The organism is Corynebacterium meridianum, from assembly GCF_016342265.1.
Taxonomy (GTDB): Bacteria; Actinomycetota; Actinomycetes; order Mycobacteriales; family Mycobacteriaceae; genus Corynebacterium; species Corynebacterium meridianum.
Map to the genome: position 1 here is coordinate 160,887 of NZ_JAEIOS010000015.1, position 14,779 is coordinate 175,665.

Sequence of the window (14,779 nt, forward strand, 5' to 3'; positions counted from 1 at the left end):
GAGTCGTCCACCCGATGAGTGGTGCTCCCCTCCGGTCGGGTTCCGGTCAGTTGGACAGGCCCCTGATGTACCCGAAGCGGTGCTCGGTCGTGGAGATCGACTGCTCGAGGAGGAACGGCAGCAGCTCCCGACGGCCGTCGGCCAGCACGGGTTGATCGAGGATCACGGAGCCCGATTCGGCGGCCGCCCGGTAGAGCTCGTCGGGAACCTCGCCCAGAGCGCGGACGCGGACGGATGCCGTGCCCGCGATCTCCGCGGCGAAGTCCCCGTCGGACAGGGCCCGGATCCCGGCGCCGAGGGCACCGAGTTCCGCGGCGGTCGCGGCCGTCGCGGACACGTCGATGTCCGTCCCGGTGATCCGGCTCGAGAGCTTCATCCGGAGCAGGTCCCGTACCGCTGTACCGGATCCGACGCGCACCCGCAGTGGCTGGAGGAGTGGCCGGTAGCGGAAGACATTCGACTCGGCGAGGAGCGCGGTGCGGTCATGTTCCACGCCGAACTCCGTACGCCACGCGTAGGCGTCCGCCTCCGCGGAGCGGCGCAGCCAGTGGTTGTCCGCCGGGGTGAGTGTCGGGCCGAGCTGCGCCTTGAACTCGCGCAGCATCTGGGCGATCGGTGTGCTGACCGAACCGGAGTGCAGCTCGTTGAGGTCCCCCTCGGACCAGGTGCCCTGCTGCCCGATGTAGTTCGGGCCGCCGGCCTTCGCCCCGGAGCCGAGGGAGGAGTTCTTCCAGCCGCCGAACGACTGCCGCTCCACGATCGCGCCGGTGATGCCGCGGTTGATGTAGGCGTTGCCCACCTCGACGTGCTCGCGCCAGTAGGTGATCTCGTCGGTGTCCAGGGAATGCAGCCCGCCGGTCAGCGCGAAGCCGGTGGAGTTCTGCCACTCGACGGCCTCCTCGAGGGAGTCCGCCCGCATGATGCCGAGGACGGGGCCGAAGCACTCGTGGGTGTGGAACCAGGACCCCGGTTCGACACCGTCGCGCAGGCCCGGCGACCACAGCCGGCCGCTGTCGTCCAGCTGCCGTGGCTTGACCAGCCACCGTTCGCCCTCGTCGAGCTGTGTCAGGCCGCGCTCGAGTTTCTCGCCGGGAGGCTCGATGAGACCGTTCATCGTCGTCGAGATGTCGGTGCCGTAGCCGACGTGGAGGGACTCGACCGCGTCGACCAGCTGGTTGAGGAAGCGCTTCGACTTCCCCACCGATCCGACCAGGATCACGAGCGACGCCGCCGAGCACTTCTGCCCGGCGTGCCCGAACGCACTGCGGTAGACGTCCGCGACAGCGAGATCCGGGTCCGCGGACGGGGTGACGATGATGGCGTTCTTGCCGCTGGTCTCCGCATTGATGACCATGCGCGGTTTCCAGCTGCGGAACAGTTTCGCGGTCTCCGAGGCACCGGTGAGGATGACGGAGTCCACGTCCGGGTGGCTCACCAGGCGCTTGCCGGCCTCGTCCTCGTCGGCGTTGACCAGCTGCAGCAGATCCCCACCGATATCCGCTTCACGCAGGGCGGCTACGGCGATCTCCGCACAGCGCACCACCTGGGGTGCGGGTTTGATGATGACGGCGGCGCCCGCGGCGAGCGCCGCGAACACGCCACCCATCGGGATGGCGACGGGGAAGTTCCACGGGGGAGTGACCACCACGACGCGGTACGGCTCGAAGCGGACCCCGCGCACGCGGTCCAGCGCGCGTGCGGACTCCGCGTAGTAGCGGGCGAAGTCGATGGCCTCGGAGATCTCCGGGTCCGCCTCGGCTACGGTTTTACCCGCCTCGTGGGTCATCACGGTGATCAACTCACCGCGGGCGTTCGCCAGTGCCGCGGCGGCACGGTCCAGCAGCTCCGCGCGCTCGGCACCGGTTCTCGAGCCCCATTCGCGGCCCGCGTCCGCGGCCCGGGCCACGGACGCGTCGATGGTGTCCACGGAGGTGATCACCCCGGAGACCACCTCGCCTGGGTCCCGGTCCAGCGCCTCGATGGCCCACCCGCGGTTCGCGGGCAGGGACGGGTCGGTGTCCGGTTCGCCGATGAAGTGGCCGGGCACTGAGCCCGAGGAGGTGCCGGCGTTCTCCGCGGCCTCGGCGGTGCGGTCCTGCGTCCGGCGCGGACCGGCGGCGGTGGACCAGCGCTCCGCTACCGAGGACCGGAACCGTTGGCGCTGGCTCTGCACCGGCGTGAGTCCGTCGTCGCCGGTGATCTCCGGGGCGAACAGTGCGTAGAGGAAGTTCTGCTTCGCTCCGTTCTCCTCGAGGCGGCGGACCAGGTAGCTCACCGCGACGTCGAAGTCCTCGTCGTGCACGACCGGTGTGTAGAGGATCAGGTCCCCGACCACGTCCCGCACGGCGCGGGCCTGGGACGGGGCCATGCCCTGGAGCATCTCCACGTCGAGCTGGTGCTCCACGCCGCGTTCCACGGCGAGTTCGTGGGCGAGGGCGACGGTGTAGAGGTTGTGCGACGCCACGCCGATGCGGACGTTGTCGGCGTGTTCGGGCTGGAGGATCCAGTCGAGAAGCCGGATGTAGTTGGCGTCGACCTCGGCCTTGGTCAGGTACGGTGCCTGCTTCCAGTCGTGGATCTCGGCCTCGACGCGCTCCATGGACAGATTCGCGCCCTTGACCAGGCGGATCTTTATCTTCGCCCCGCCCGCGGCGCGGCGTCGCGCGGCGAACTCCGCCAGTTCCTGCAGCGCGCCGAGGGTGTCGGGCAGGTAGGCCTGCAGGACGATGCCCGCCTCCAGCGGCAGGAACTCCTCCTCCGCGAGCAGTTCGGTGAACAGCCTGATCGTCAGGCGGAGGTCCTTGTACTCCTCCATGTCCAGGTTGATGAAGGGGTGCGGATCCCGGGACAGTGCCCTGCGGTACAGCGGTCGCAGGGTCTCCTTCAACCGCTCGGTGTTGCCCTCGATGTCCCACGGGTTGAGCTGCGCACACACCGAGGAAGCCTTGATGGAGACGTAGTCGACGCGCGGATTGTCCAGCAGGTCGAGGGTCCGGTTGAGGCGGGACTCCGCCTCCCGGTCGCCGAGGACGGCCTCACCCAGGAGGTTGAGGTTCAGCCGGAATCCCTGCTCGCGGGACCTGTCGAGCAGTTTGTTCAGGGCCGAACCCTCGGCGTCGAGAACCAGGTGGCCGACCATCTGACGCAATCGTTTCCGGGCTATCGGCATGACGATGTCCGGCAGCCAGGGCGCGACGATCGAACCGGCGGTGACCAGGCCGCGGTCGACCGGTCCGACGAAGTCCGGAACCGCGCCGCGACCCTTGAGCGGGCTGGCGAGATTGGCCAGCTCGCGGGCGGAGACGTGGTTGTCCTCGGGCCGGGCGACCCGGTCGACGAAACCCATCGTGAAGTCGATGCCGTCGGTGTCGTGCACCAGGGCGGCGAGCTGTTCGGTGGATTTCGCCTCCTTCCGCGACTCGTCGGAGCCGGTGGCGTTGAGCCACGCCTCGGCACGGGTGATCGCGGCGGAGCTGACCTTCTCGACGTCGCCGGTGTTGGTGGGTGCGTGGGGGAGGGACATGAGTGGGTGTACTCGCTTTCGTGGACGGTCACCGGCATCCCGACGGCCGTCGGTGCGGCGGGTCGGTGGGTGACTCGGGGAGTCGGGCCCCGCTGTGTCGGGGAACTGCGGTGGTGCGGACCGCCGTCAGAGGTTCGTCCGGGGAAACCGGGGCCCGATGTGGGTGATCGGGTGGGGCGGGGTCAGACCGGCGGGCGGTCACCGACGGGGCGGCGGCGACCGCCGCACGCCTGGGCGGTGGTGGAGGCCCCGCGCGTGGGAGGCCGTACGGACGGGGTGTGTGAAACCACTGCCGCGCACCGCCTTTCTGCTCGGGTACCGGGCCGGGTCCGACTCGGGGAGGGGGTCGTGCATCCCGCGCGTTCCCCGCCGGAGACTGTGTCCCTATCCTAGGTGGCCACCCGGTTCGGGGGGAAGGGCTTCCGCGAAACCGGGATACGCGGTCGGTGGAGTGTGGGAATCGTCCACCCGCCCGCGCTGTGGCCGCGGCGCGGCGGCTCGATGGGGTCCGACGTGGCCGGCCGTGGCGCCCGGGAGGTGTGGCGGAACCGCGTGGCGGTCCCGGATATCGGCGCGTGGATGGCCTGTGCGGGCCGGATCCCGGGATGCCGTGGGAGAGTTGGTGTGGTGGATGCCCGCTCGACTCCTCCGTCATGCTTCGGCAAAAGTCCAGGTGATGACCACTTTTCCGAATTATGTTCCAGATCACTTTCAAAAAGTTGAGCGTACCGGGAACAACTTTGCACCGGAGGCCGTTGTGATGGGTGAAGAGGTTGAGTGGCCCGCACTCAAGGAGATTGTTAACATCTTCTCCGGAAGTTGAGTCGGGGGCAGTCAACCGCCGATAGACGACACAGACACACAAAGGAGAACCATCACATGGGACGCGCAGTAGGTATCGACCTCGGAACCACGAACTCGGTTGTTTCCGTTCTTGAGGGCGGCGACCCCACCGTCATCGCCAACGCCGAGGGTTCCCGCACCACCCCGTCCGTCGTAGCCTTCGCCAAGAACGGCGAGGTCCTCGTCGGACAGTCGGCCAAGAACCAGGCCGTGACCAACGTCGACCGCACCATCCGCTCCGTCAAGCGCCACATCGGCGAGGACTGGAGCGTCGACATCGACGACAAGAGCTACACCCCGCAGGAGATCTCCGCCCGCATCCTGATGAAGCTGAAGCGCGACGCGGAGGCCTACCTGGGTGAGGACGTCACCGACGCCGTCATCACCGTCCCCGCCTACTTCGAGGACGCGCAGCGCCAGGCGACCAAGGAGGCCGGCCAGATCGCCGGGCTCAACGTCCTGCGCATCGTCAACGAGCCCACCGCCGCGGCTCTCGCCTACGGCCTAGAGAAGGGCGACAAGGAACAGACCATCCTGGTCTTCGACCTTGGTGGCGGCACCTTCGACGTCTCCCTGCTCGAGATCGGCGACGGCGTCGTCGAGGTCCAGGCGACCTCCGGCGACAACGACCTCGGTGGTGACGACTGGGACCAGCGCATCGTCGACTGGCTCGTCGAGAAGTTCAAGTCCGCCCACGGCATCGACCTGACCAAGGACAAGATGGCGCTGCAGCGTCTGCGTGAGGCCGCCGAGAAGGCCAAGATCGAGCTCTCCAGCTCCCAGCAGGCCTCCATCAACCTGCCCTACATCACGGTCGACTCCGAGAAGAACCCGCTGTTCCTCGACGAGACCCTGTCCCGCACCGAGTTCCAGCGCATCACCTCCGACCTGCTCGACCGCACCAAGAAGCCCTTCAACCAGGTCATCAAGGACGCCGACATCTCCATCAACGATGTCGACCACGTCGTCCTCGTCGGTGGTTCCACCCGTATGCCCGCCGTCGTCGACCTGGTCAAGGAATTGACCGGTGGCCGCGAGCCCAACAAGGGCGTCAACCCGGACGAGGTCGTCGCCGTGGGCGCCGCCCTGCAGGCCGGCGTGCTGCGCGGCGAGGTCAAGGACGTGCTGCTCCTCGACGTCACCCCGCTGAGCCTCGGCATCGAGACCAAGGGTGGCGTGATGACCACGCTCATCGAGCGCAACACCACCATCCCGGCCAAGAAGTCCATGACCTTCACCACCGCCGAGGACAACCAGCCCGAGGTCGGCATCCAGATCTACCAGGGTGAGCGTCAGATCGCCGCGCACAACAAGCTGCTCGGGTCCTTCCAGCTCTCGGGCATCGCCCCGGCACCCCGTGGCGTCCCGCAGATCGAGGTCACCTTCGACATCGACGCCAACGGCATCGTCCACGTGACCGCCAAGGACAAGGGCACCGGCAAGGAGAACACGATCAAGATCCAGGACGGCTCCGGCCTGTCCCAGGAGGAGATCGACCGGATGATCAAGGACGCCGAGGCCCACGCCGAGGAGGACAAGAAGCGCCGCGAGGAGCAGGAGGTACGGAACTCCGCGGAGTCCATGGTCTACCAGACCCGCAAGTTCATGGAGGACTCTTCCGACAAGATCGGCGAGGACACCAAGGAGAAGGTCGAGGCAGCCGCCAAGGAGGTCGAGGAGGCGCTCAAGGGCGAGGACATCGAGGCCATCAAGACGGCCGTCGAGAAGCTGTCGACCGAGTCCCAGGAGATGGGTAAGGCCATCTACGAGGCCGAGGCCGCAGCGGGAGCCACCCAGGCCGACGCCGGTGACACCGCCGACTCCGACGTGGTGGACGCCGAGGTCGTCGACGAGGACGACGAGGAGAAGAAGTAGATGACCGAACCGATGGACACCGACAAGAACCCGGACGAGGTTCTCGAGGGTGACGCCGTGGCCAACGATCTCCAGGAGGCCGCGGACTCCGCCCACGAGCGCGCGGTGCACGAGGAGCAGGCCGTCATCGACAGTGAGAATGATGACAGCGACGAGGACGAGGAGGCCACCCAGTGAGCCAGGAGGACGCAGCAGCAATGCCGGACAACCCCGGCGATCCGGAGGCAACCGATCCGGAGGCCACGTCCCCGGAGATCGCGGAGTCGGCCGTGGCCGATGCCGAGGCAGCGGCCGACGCCACCGTCGAGGCGGAAGCAGCCGCCGACGCCGAGCTCGATGAGGCGCCCGCCACCGTCGCGGCAGACGGGGCCGCGGAGGACGCGGAAGCCGCAGCGGACGGGGAACCGGATCTCTCGGCGGAACTCGCCGAGAGGACCGAGGACCTGCAACGGGTGACCGCGGAATACGCCAACTACCGGCGTCGCACCGAGCGGGACCGGCAGGCGGTCATCGCCTCCGCGAAGGCCTCCGTCGTGAACCAGCTGCTCGATGTCATCGACGATCTCGAACTCGCGGAACGGCACGGCGACCTCACCGGGCCCCTGAAGTCCGTCAACGACAAGCTCCGCGGGGTGTTCAACCGGCTCGACGTCGCCGAGTTCGGCGCCGAGGGCGACGAGTTCGACCCCGAGCGGCACGAAGCCGTCCAGGACCTCTCCGAGGGCGACGACAAGGTCATCGGAACTGTCCTGCGCCGTGGTTTCGCGATGGGGGACCGGCTGCTGCGCACCGCGATGGTGATCATCACCGATCCCCGGGAGTCCGCTCCCGAGGCTGACGCTGCCGAGGACGCCGTCGGCGACGACACCGCCACCCAGTGACGTGGCGACGGGGCGGTGGTGGCACCGCCCCGGGGTGTCCGGCCCGTTGATGGGGAACCCGGACACCACCGAACAACTAGAATGACCCTGAACCCGTGCACGACACGGAAGGAGGAGATGCCCAATGGCAGAGCGTGAATGGGCTGAGAAGAACTATTACGCGGACCTGGGTGTCTCCTCGTCCGCATCAGCCGAAGAGATCAAGCGGGCGTACCGCAAACTCGCCCGCGACAACCACCCGGACAACCATCCCGGTGACAAGAACGCCGAAGAGCGCTTCAAGCGCATCGCCGAGGCCTATGACGTCGTCGGTGACGAGAAGAAGCGCCGGGAATACGACGAGATGAAAGCCATGCTCGCGTCCGGAGGACTGCGCGGCTTCGGCGGGAAAGCGGGGTCCGGCTTTCCGGGCGGGTTTCGCCAGGCGCAGGGGGACTTCGACGTCTCGGATCTCTTTGGAGGAGATGGAGGATTTACTTCGGAAGGGGGTCTGGGTGATATCTTCGGTGGCTTTTTCAACCGCGGCCACGGTCCTCGCCACGCAGCTCAACCGTCGCGGGGGGCCGACGTCGAAACTGACATCACACTTGATTTCCGGGAAGCTGCGCAAGGGGCGACGATCCCCGTAGAGCTCAAGGGTCCGGCTCCGTGCACCCGGTGCCACGGCTCCGGCTCGCGGTCCGGCAAGACCAGCAGGTGCGACAGCTGCAGCGGAACCGGCTTCACGAGCGAGAACCGCGGTGCCTTCGGGTTCTCCGCCCCGTGCCAGGACTGTGGTGGCAACGGCCAGATCATCTCCGATCCGTGTCCGGACTGCTCGGGTACGGGAACCGTCAACCGCACCCGCTCCATCACCGTCCGGGTCCCCGCCGGCGTCATCGACGGGCAGAAGGTACGGCTCGCGGGACAGGGTGAGGCCGGACCCAACGGGCGGCCCTCCGGTGACCTCTTCGTCACCGTCCACGTCCGCAGCGACGAGGTGTTCACCAGGTCCGGCACCACGCTCGAGGTCGAGATTCCCGTCTCCTTCGCGGAACTGGCGCTCGGTGACACGATCACCGTTCCGACCCTCGACTCACCCGTCCGCGTGAAGGTTCCCGCCGGAACCCCCGACGGCCGGACCCTGCGGGTCCGTGGCCGCGGTATCCCGAAACGCGACGGGACGAAGGGTGACCTCATGGTCACAGTGAAGGTCACTGTCCCGGAGAACCTCGGCCCGGCGGCGACCAGCGCACTGCGCGCCTACGCGCAGGCGGAGAAGGAATCCGGGTTCGATCCCCGCTCGAACTGGGCGGGATCGGCCTAGTCGGCCCGCCCGGACCGGTACATGACATCCAGACGAGGAGGTGAGGGAGCAATGCCACACAGTGAACAGCGTTTCCAACCGCAGGACGGCACCTCCCCGGAACACGAAGAGGTTTTCGTCATCTCCGTCGCCGCGGAACTGGCGGGGATGCACGCACAGACCCTCCGCACCTACGACCGGATGGGGCTGGTGACCCCGATACGGACCCGGGGTGGGGGGCGCCGCTACTCCCGTTCCGACGTCGCCCTGCTCAGGGAGATCCAGCGGCTGAGTCAGCAGGAGGGGGTGAACCTCGCAGGGATCAAGGCGATCATCGGCCTGACCCAGTCCAACGACCGGCTACGCCGGGAGGTGGATGCCCTGCGGGCCGACAACCAGCGGCTGAGCGATGCCCTCGAGCGGGAACGCAGGGCACCCCGGGTCAGGGGTGAGCTCGTGGAGGTTCCCGAGTCCACTGCGGTGGTCATCTGGGAACCACGCCGGAAGCGCCGCAGACGCCAGTCCTGAGCGCTGCGGGAGTGGGGCCGGCCGGACGTGATGGTCCGGGCGGCACCGCTTTTGTTTTGGGGGGTTGGATCTTCCGTCTGAAACGGCAGATCCGACGACCGATGATTCCTGAACAGAGGGTAAGAAACATCAAAAACACCCCCGTTCTAGGTGTTTGCAACGAATGTATTGGCAGAATTCACACCTGGAAGGGAAATGGCTCGTAGGTGACGGGATTCCTCCGGCAGGACCTTGTTGTGATGTGCTTCACCGTGTCCGGTAGCGCATCTAGTGATGCGGAACACAGGAAAATCCGGTTAGTGTGGGGGCACTACGCGGCCGAAACCGACCGTCACCCACCGGCGGGCATGATCCGCTACCGGGATGTCGGGGGCGTCGGCCATCATCGCCCGAAAAGTGAGGACCCCAATGACTGTCTACGCCAATCCCGGAACCGAAGGTTCCATCGTCTCCCCCAAGGAGCGCTACGACAACTTCATCGGCGGCGAGTGGGTCGCCCCGGTCGACGGGGAATACCTGGACAACATCAGTCCGATCACCGGTGAGGTCTACACCCGCTTCGCCGCGGGCAAGGCCGCGGACATCGAGAAGGCGCTCGACGCGGCCCACGCCGCGGCACCGGGCTGGGGGAGCACCCCGCCCGCCGAACGTGCGCTGATCCTGCACCGGATCGCCGACCGCATCGAGGAGCATCTCGAGGAGCTCGCGGTCATCGAGACCTGGGACAACGGTAAGCCGGTACGGGAGTCCCTCGCCGCCGACCTGCCGCTCGCGGTGGATCACTTCCGGTACTTCGCCGGTGTCACCCGTACGGCGGAGGGCCGGCTCTCGGAGATCGACGACGACACCGTGGCCTACCACTTCCAGGAGCCACTTGGTGTGGTCGGGCAGATCATCCCGTGGAACTTCCCGATCCTGATGGCAACCTGGAAGCTTGCTCCCGCGCTGGCCGCAGGCAACTGCGTGGTGCTCAAGCCCGCGGAGCAGACCCCCATCTCGATCATGCACCTGATGGAGATCATCGCCGACATCCTTCCCGCGGGTGTCGTGAACGTGGTCAACGGCCTCGGATCGGACGCCGGTGTGGCCCTGTCGGGTTCTGATCGCATCGCCAAGATCGCCTTCACCGGTTCCACCGAGGTCGGCCGCCTCATCAACAAGGCTGCGGCGGACAAGATCATCCCCGTCACCCTGGAGCTCGGGGGGAAGTCGCCGAACGTGTTCTTCGCCGACGTCCTGGACAAGAAGGACGACTTCCTGGACAAGGCTGTCGAGGGCATGGCGATGTTCGCGCTCAACCAGGGCGAGGTATGCACCTGCCCCTCCCGTGCGCTGGTGCAGGAGTCCATCATCGACGAGCTCATGGAGCTGGTCGTCGCCAAGGTCGAGAAGGTCCGGATGGGCAATCCGCTGGACACCGACACGATGCTGGGTGCCCAGGCCTCCGAGGAGCAGATGCAGAAGATCACCGGCTACCTCTCCTCCGGACCGCAGGAGGGCGCCGAGGTGCTCACCGGCGGCGGCGTGGCCAAGATCGACGGCCTGAACGGCTACTATATCCAGCCGACGATCTTCCGCGGCGACAACACGATGTCATGCTTCCGGGAGGAGATCTTCGGACCGGTCCTCGGAGTCACGACCTTCACCGACTTCGACGACGCGATGCACATCGCCAACGACACCAACTACGGCCTCGGTGCAGGTGTCTGGACCCGTGACAACAACACCGCCTACCGCGCCGGGCGTGCGATCCACGCGGGCCGCGTGTGGGTGAACAACTACCACTCCTACCCGGCGCACGCCGCGTTCGGCGGGTACAAGGAATCCGGCATCGGGCGGGAGAATCACGCCATGATGATGGCCCACTACACCCGAACCAAGAACATGCTGGTGTCCTACGGCACCAAGCCCACCGGACTCTTCTGAGTCCGGGCGGTGTCGGTCGGTCGATGACCGTCCGGCGCCGCGCATCAGCCAACCACATTCTTCCGGTCAGGTCCGCACGGTGTTTCGCACTGTGTGACCTGACCGGAGGTATGTTCCCCCACTGTTGAAAATAATTGCCAAATGGCTTTTTTGCAAACGGACCACCGTGTCCACCCCCACAGGAGGAGTTCCACATGAGTAACGCACCCGAAAAGTTCACCGCCGCCGTCGTCGACGAGTTCGGTCCCGAGGTCACCGTCCGCGAGGTCGATCTCCCGGAGCCCGGCCGCAACCAGGCCCTGGTCAAGCTCCAGGCCTCCGGCATCTGCCACACCGACCTGCACGCCGCCGAGGGGGACTGGCCGGTCAAGCCGCCGCTGCCCTTCGTTCCCGGACACGAGGGGGTCGGTGAAGTGGTCAAGCTCGGCCCCGGCGAGCACGACGTCGAACTCGGTGACATCGTCGGCAACGTCTGGCTCTGGTCCGCCTGCGGTACCTGCGAGCAGTGCCGCACCGGTTGGGAGACACTGTGCAACGACGCCGAGTACGGCGGCTACACCGTCGACGGTTCCTTCGGCGAGTACATGCTCGTCGACACCCGCTACTGCGCCCGGATCCCGGAGGGTGCCGATCCGCTCGAGGTCTCCCCGATCCTCTGCGCCGGCGTCACGGTCTACAAGGGCCTGAAGATGACCGAGACCCGCCCCGGACAGTACGTCGTGATCTCAGGTGTCGGTGGACTCGGCCACATCGCAGTCCAGTACGCCGTGGCCATGGGCATGCGCGTCATCGCGGTCGACATCGCCGACGAGAAGCTTGAACTGGCGAAGAAGCACGGCGCGGAGTTCACCATCAACGCCCGGGAGCAGGATCCGGCCGAGGCCGTCATGGAGTTCACCGGAACCGGAGCCCACGGTGTGCTCGTCACCGCCGTCCACGAGGCCGCCTTCGGACAGGCGATCAACATGGCTCGCAAGGGCGGAACCATCGTGTTCAACGGCCTGCCCCCGGGAGAGTTCCCCGCCCGCATCTTCGACATCGTGTTCAAGGCTCTCACGATCCGCGGTTCCCTCGTGGGTACCCGCCAGGACCTCGAGGAGGCTCTGGACTTCTACGCCCGCGGCCTGGTCAAGCCCACCATCGCCGAGTGCAAGCTCGACGATGTGAACAGCGTCTTCGAGGACCTGCGCAAGGGCAGGATCGACGGACGCATGGCCATCCGCTACTGAATGCGCCCGGCCGACCGGACGTGAGTTGATCCGGATCGCAGGCAACCCGGCCCCGTGCCGCCCCATCGTGGGCAGGCCCGGGGCCGGCCCCATTCAGCTCCCGGAGGTTCTTCAGCGCGACCGCACCCGCCGCAATGCCTCGAGCACAGCGGGACTGTCGAAGTAGTCGTTGTGGCCGCCGTTCGCGGGAATCACCTCCGCACCGAACGCGGCGCTCGCCGGATCCCGTCCGTGCAGGCCAGCGGTACCCGAGTTCACGAGGCTGATCGGATCCGTCGCGCTCCTGGCGGCGAGTATCCGGGGATCCGGGGAATTCAGTCGCAGCTCGTCCACCCCGGCTACCCCGGCCCCCGGACTACCGAGGAACACGACGGCATCCGCGTCGAGCCCGCCGTTTCTTTCCGCGGCGGCCAGTCCAGTCACCAGGGATCCGTAGCTGTGGGCCAGCACGGTCCGGTGCACCGACAGTCCCCGGCGCTCGGTGAGCGCGTCCATGAAAGTCTGGAGTTTCACCGCCCCCAACCGCGCCGCGATGTCCTGTCCGCCGTCGATGACCGTTTCCGGGGATCGGTACCCGTTCCACACGATGACCGCACCGCCGATCTCCCGGTGGAGGGTGCGTCCCCGGTCGAGAGTTCCCGTCACCGACTCCGGGGTACCGGAACCGACACCGGAGACCATCGTCACGACGGAGTCGGCGGAGTCGATGTCGCCGAACGCGGCGACCAGGTGCCTGTCCCCGGTCTCCAGGACGATCATCCCGGGATACCGGTCCGTCAGATCCCGGAGCCGGTCATCGGCGTCGATCATGTTCATCTCATGCAGTTGGGTCGCAGATACGGCGGGATCAGCAGGAAGGGGAAACCTCGCGTGTGCCGGGGTGTACAGCTCCTCCAGCGTCGCTTCGCACCGGTTCCTCCGCTCGTCGAGCGGCAGGGCGGGCAGAAGCAGCTCCAGACGGGCTGCGCAGTGCCGGTCGAGGAGAATCCCCTCCCGTCTTATCCAGCCCAGCATGAGGTTGAATACCTCCGCCTCCTCGAGCCGCTCATCGGTGAGGGCGATGACCACGCCCGCCACCTTCTGCAGGCCGGACGACCGGGCGGTCTCGATTACCCGGTCGTACTCATCCTCCAGCGCGGACTGGAGGAACGCGACCCGGGAAAGGACGGACACGGCGGTTTCGATGAGTTCCACCGTGTCCACCCGCAGGGCGGTGATCCGATCCTCCGTCTCCTGCGCCGCGGCGAAAGAGTCGCCGCGCAGACCACGGTGCAGTGCCGTCGCCCACTGCCGCCTGTTGATGTCGTGTGACCGGATGATCGCCCGTCCGCCCCGGTCGAGGTCGGTGGTGGACGCCTCGAGCGTCCCCGACCAGGGTAACGCGAGCGGATGGCTAGGCACGACCGATCCCGTCGATCTCCTCGGCTCCGGTGTCATCGGCATCCCGCAGTCGGGAGGCCAGATCCCGGACACCGGAGCGGAGGTCGGCGAGCTCCGCGGACGTCCGGTCGAGAACGCCCGACCACGAGGCGACCAACCGGGACAACACCGCGGCTGTCATCGACCCCGGAGGCAGTTCCGGGAGAACCACCCGGGGATCGTCGGGCGTCCGCAGCGGATGGATCGCGTCCTCGGAGAAAAAGATCCGGTTCACGTGGAGGGGCCTTTCGTTCGGGAGCCGGTGGCGGGAAGTTGCGGAGTACGGGTCGATGAACACAGATTCGGTGATCCGGGTGTCCCGGGGTGCCCGACCCGGGTCGGGCTGTGGACAACCTTGCGCGGGAGCGGTTGCTCCACCGGGTGTGCGGTGGCAGCGGTGTCGAAGTGCAGCGGATGTCCTCCGGAACCCCTATCGTGGAGCCATGCGAGTAGCCCTGATCCAGATGCAGTCCACCGGTGAGGTCGCCGCCAACCTCGGGGCCGTTCTCCGGCACGTCCGCACAGCGGCCGGAAACGGCGCCGAACTCGTCGTCTTCCCCGAGGCGACGATGCGGGCATTCAAGACGGGGCGCCTCGACACTGTCGCGGAACCGCTCGACGGCCCGTTCGCCACGTCGGTGCGTGAGCTCGCCGAGGAACTCGGGGTCACGGTGGTCGTCGGCATTTTCACACCGGCCGACACCGTCGAGGTCGACGGAAAGACCGTCAACCGGGTACACAACACCGCGCTGCTGACGGGTGGGGGACACCACCTCGGGTACCACAAGATCCACTGCTACGACGCCTTCGGCTTCCGCGAATCGGACACCGTCCGCCCCGGGGAAGAACTGATCACGGTGGACATCGGGGGCCTCACCGTAGGGCTCGCGATCTGTTACGACGTCCGTTTCCCGGAGCAGTTCGTCGCTCTCGCGGAGAACGAGGGTGCCGAGGTGATCGTTCTGCCCACCTCGTGGTCGGACGGCCCGGGGAAACTGCAGCAGTGGCGGGTGCTCACCGGGGCGCGCGCGCTGGACTCTACCTGCTACGTGCTGGCCGCGGGGCAGGCCCGCCCCGGCGGGGAGGACTCCGCGGGGGGGAACGACGGGCCGACCGGGATCGGGCACTCGGCGGTCATCGGCCCGGACGGCCTGCGCCTCGTCGAGGCCGGATACGGCGAGGTCATCATCTACGCCGACATCGACGCCGACACGGTGGCGAAGACACGGAGGTCAATCCCCGTGCTCGGCGCGAACCGGCGGTTCTGACG

Annotated in this window: 12 protein-coding genes; 9 read left to right on the plus strand and 3 right to left on the minus strand. The window is 67.3% G+C overall.

All coding sequences use genetic code 11. From position 1 onward, the window contains the following. Positions 1 to 46: 46 nt before the first annotated feature. On the minus strand, positions 47 to 3,523 hold the full coding sequence (locus tag JDV75_RS10790) for a proline dehydrogenase family protein (RefSeq protein WP_198739252.1): 3,477 nt from the start codon (positions 3,521 to 3,523) through the stop codon (positions 47 to 49). 676 nt (positions 3,524 to 4,199) lie between these two features. Between JDV75_RS10790 and JDV75_RS10795 the strand changes: the two genes are divergently transcribed. From JDV75_RS10795 to adhP, 8 genes are all read left to right on the plus strand, one after another. Then, positions 4,200 to 4,346 (plus strand): hypothetical protein, encoded by a 147-nt coding sequence (locus JDV75_RS10795; protein ID WP_198739253.1) that lies wholly within the window; start codon positions 4,200 to 4,202, stop codon positions 4,344 to 4,346. Positions 4,347 to 4,402: 56 nt separating this feature from the next. After that, complete coding sequence (gene dnaK, locus JDV75_RS10800; protein ID WP_198739254.1) at positions 4,403 to 6,241, plus strand: molecular chaperone DnaK; 1,839 nt, start codon at positions 4,403 to 4,405, stop codon at positions 6,239 to 6,241. Then, positions 6,242 to 6,418, plus strand: coding sequence for a hypothetical protein (locus tag JDV75_RS10805; protein ID WP_198739255.1), 177 nt, complete (start codon positions 6,242 to 6,244; stop codon positions 6,416 to 6,418). It abuts the gene before it with no gap. Between the two features lie 20 nt (positions 6,419 to 6,438). Continuing rightward, on the plus strand, positions 6,439 to 7,122 hold the full coding sequence (gene grpE / locus JDV75_RS10810) for a nucleotide exchange factor GrpE (protein WP_198739440.1): 684 nt from the start codon (positions 6,439 to 6,441) through the stop codon (positions 7,120 to 7,122). 124 nt (positions 7,123 to 7,246) lie between these two features. Continuing rightward, entirely contained in the window at positions 7,247 to 8,428 is a 1,182-nt protein-coding gene (gene dnaJ, locus JDV75_RS10815) for a molecular chaperone DnaJ (protein ID WP_198739256.1), read from the plus strand. Positions 8,429 to 8,479: 51 nt separating this feature from the next. Beyond that, on the plus strand, positions 8,480 to 8,935 hold the full coding sequence (locus JDV75_RS10820; protein WP_198739257.1) for a heat shock protein transcriptional repressor HspR: 456 nt from the start codon (positions 8,480 to 8,482) through the stop codon (positions 8,933 to 8,935). A gap of 408 nt (positions 8,936 to 9,343) precedes the next feature. Continuing rightward, on the plus strand, positions 9,344 to 10,861 hold the full coding sequence (gene exaC / locus JDV75_RS10825; RefSeq protein WP_198739258.1) for an acetaldehyde dehydrogenase ExaC: 1,518 nt from the start codon (positions 9,344 to 9,346) through the stop codon (positions 10,859 to 10,861). A 194-nt stretch (positions 10,862 to 11,055) separates the two neighbouring features. Beyond that, entirely contained in the window at positions 11,056 to 12,090 is a 1,035-nt protein-coding gene (gene adhP / locus JDV75_RS10830) for an alcohol dehydrogenase AdhP (RefSeq protein ID WP_198739259.1), read from the plus strand. Positions 12,091 to 12,201: 111 nt separating this feature from the next. On the opposite strand, the gene JDV75_RS12250 is transcribed toward adhP, so the two are convergent. Both JDV75_RS12250 and JDV75_RS10840 read right to left on the minus strand, forming a co-directional pair. Continuing rightward, positions 12,202 to 13,491: an alpha/beta hydrolase gene (locus JDV75_RS12250; protein WP_198739260.1), complete on the minus strand. Its 1,290-nt coding sequence runs from the start codon at positions 13,489 to 13,491 to the stop codon at positions 12,202 to 12,204. Continuing rightward, a complete protein-coding gene (locus tag JDV75_RS10840; RefSeq protein WP_198739261.1) occupies positions 13,484 to 13,744 on the minus strand; it encodes a hypothetical protein in 261 nt (86 codons plus the stop codon). The genes JDV75_RS12250 and JDV75_RS10840 overlap by 8 nt, the downstream gene beginning before the upstream one ends. Before the next feature lie 208 nt (positions 13,745 to 13,952). On the opposite strand from JDV75_RS10840, the gene JDV75_RS10845 reads away from it, so the two are divergent. Then, a complete protein-coding gene (locus JDV75_RS10845) occupies positions 13,953 to 14,777 on the plus strand; it encodes a carbon-nitrogen hydrolase family protein (protein WP_198739262.1) in 825 nt (274 codons plus the stop codon). Positions 14,778 to 14,779: the final 2 nt, after the last annotated feature.

Bases quoted from the DNA above. Each gene is read 5' to 3' on its own strand.
- JDV75_RS10790 (WP_198739252.1), bottom strand. From the start codon at position 3,523: ATGTCCCTCCCCCACGCACCCACCAACACCGGCGACGTCGAGAAGGTC.
- JDV75_RS10795 (WP_198739253.1), top strand. From the start codon at position 4,200: ATGACCACTTTTCCGAATTATGTTCCAGATCACTTTCAAAAAGTTGAG.
- dnaK (WP_198739254.1), top strand. From the start codon at position 4,403: ATGGGACGCGCAGTAGGTATCGACCTCGGAACCACGAACTCGGTTGTT.
- JDV75_RS10805 (WP_198739255.1), top strand. From the start codon at position 6,242: ATGACCGAACCGATGGACACCGACAAGAACCCGGACGAGGTTCTCGAG.
- grpE (WP_198739440.1), top strand. From the start codon at position 6,439: ATGCCGGACAACCCCGGCGATCCGGAGGCAACCGATCCGGAGGCCACG.
- dnaJ (WP_198739256.1), top strand. From the start codon at position 7,247: ATGGCAGAGCGTGAATGGGCTGAGAAGAACTATTACGCGGACCTGGGT.
- JDV75_RS10820 (WP_198739257.1), top strand. From the start codon at position 8,480: ATGCCACACAGTGAACAGCGTTTCCAACCGCAGGACGGCACCTCCCCG.
- exaC (WP_198739258.1), top strand. From the start codon at position 9,344: ATGACTGTCTACGCCAATCCCGGAACCGAAGGTTCCATCGTCTCCCCC.
- adhP (WP_198739259.1), top strand. From the start codon at position 11,056: ATGAGTAACGCACCCGAAAAGTTCACCGCCGCCGTCGTCGACGAGTTC.
- JDV75_RS10845 (WP_198739262.1), top strand. From the start codon at position 13,953: ATGCGAGTAGCCCTGATCCAGATGCAGTCCACCGGTGAGGTCGCCGCC.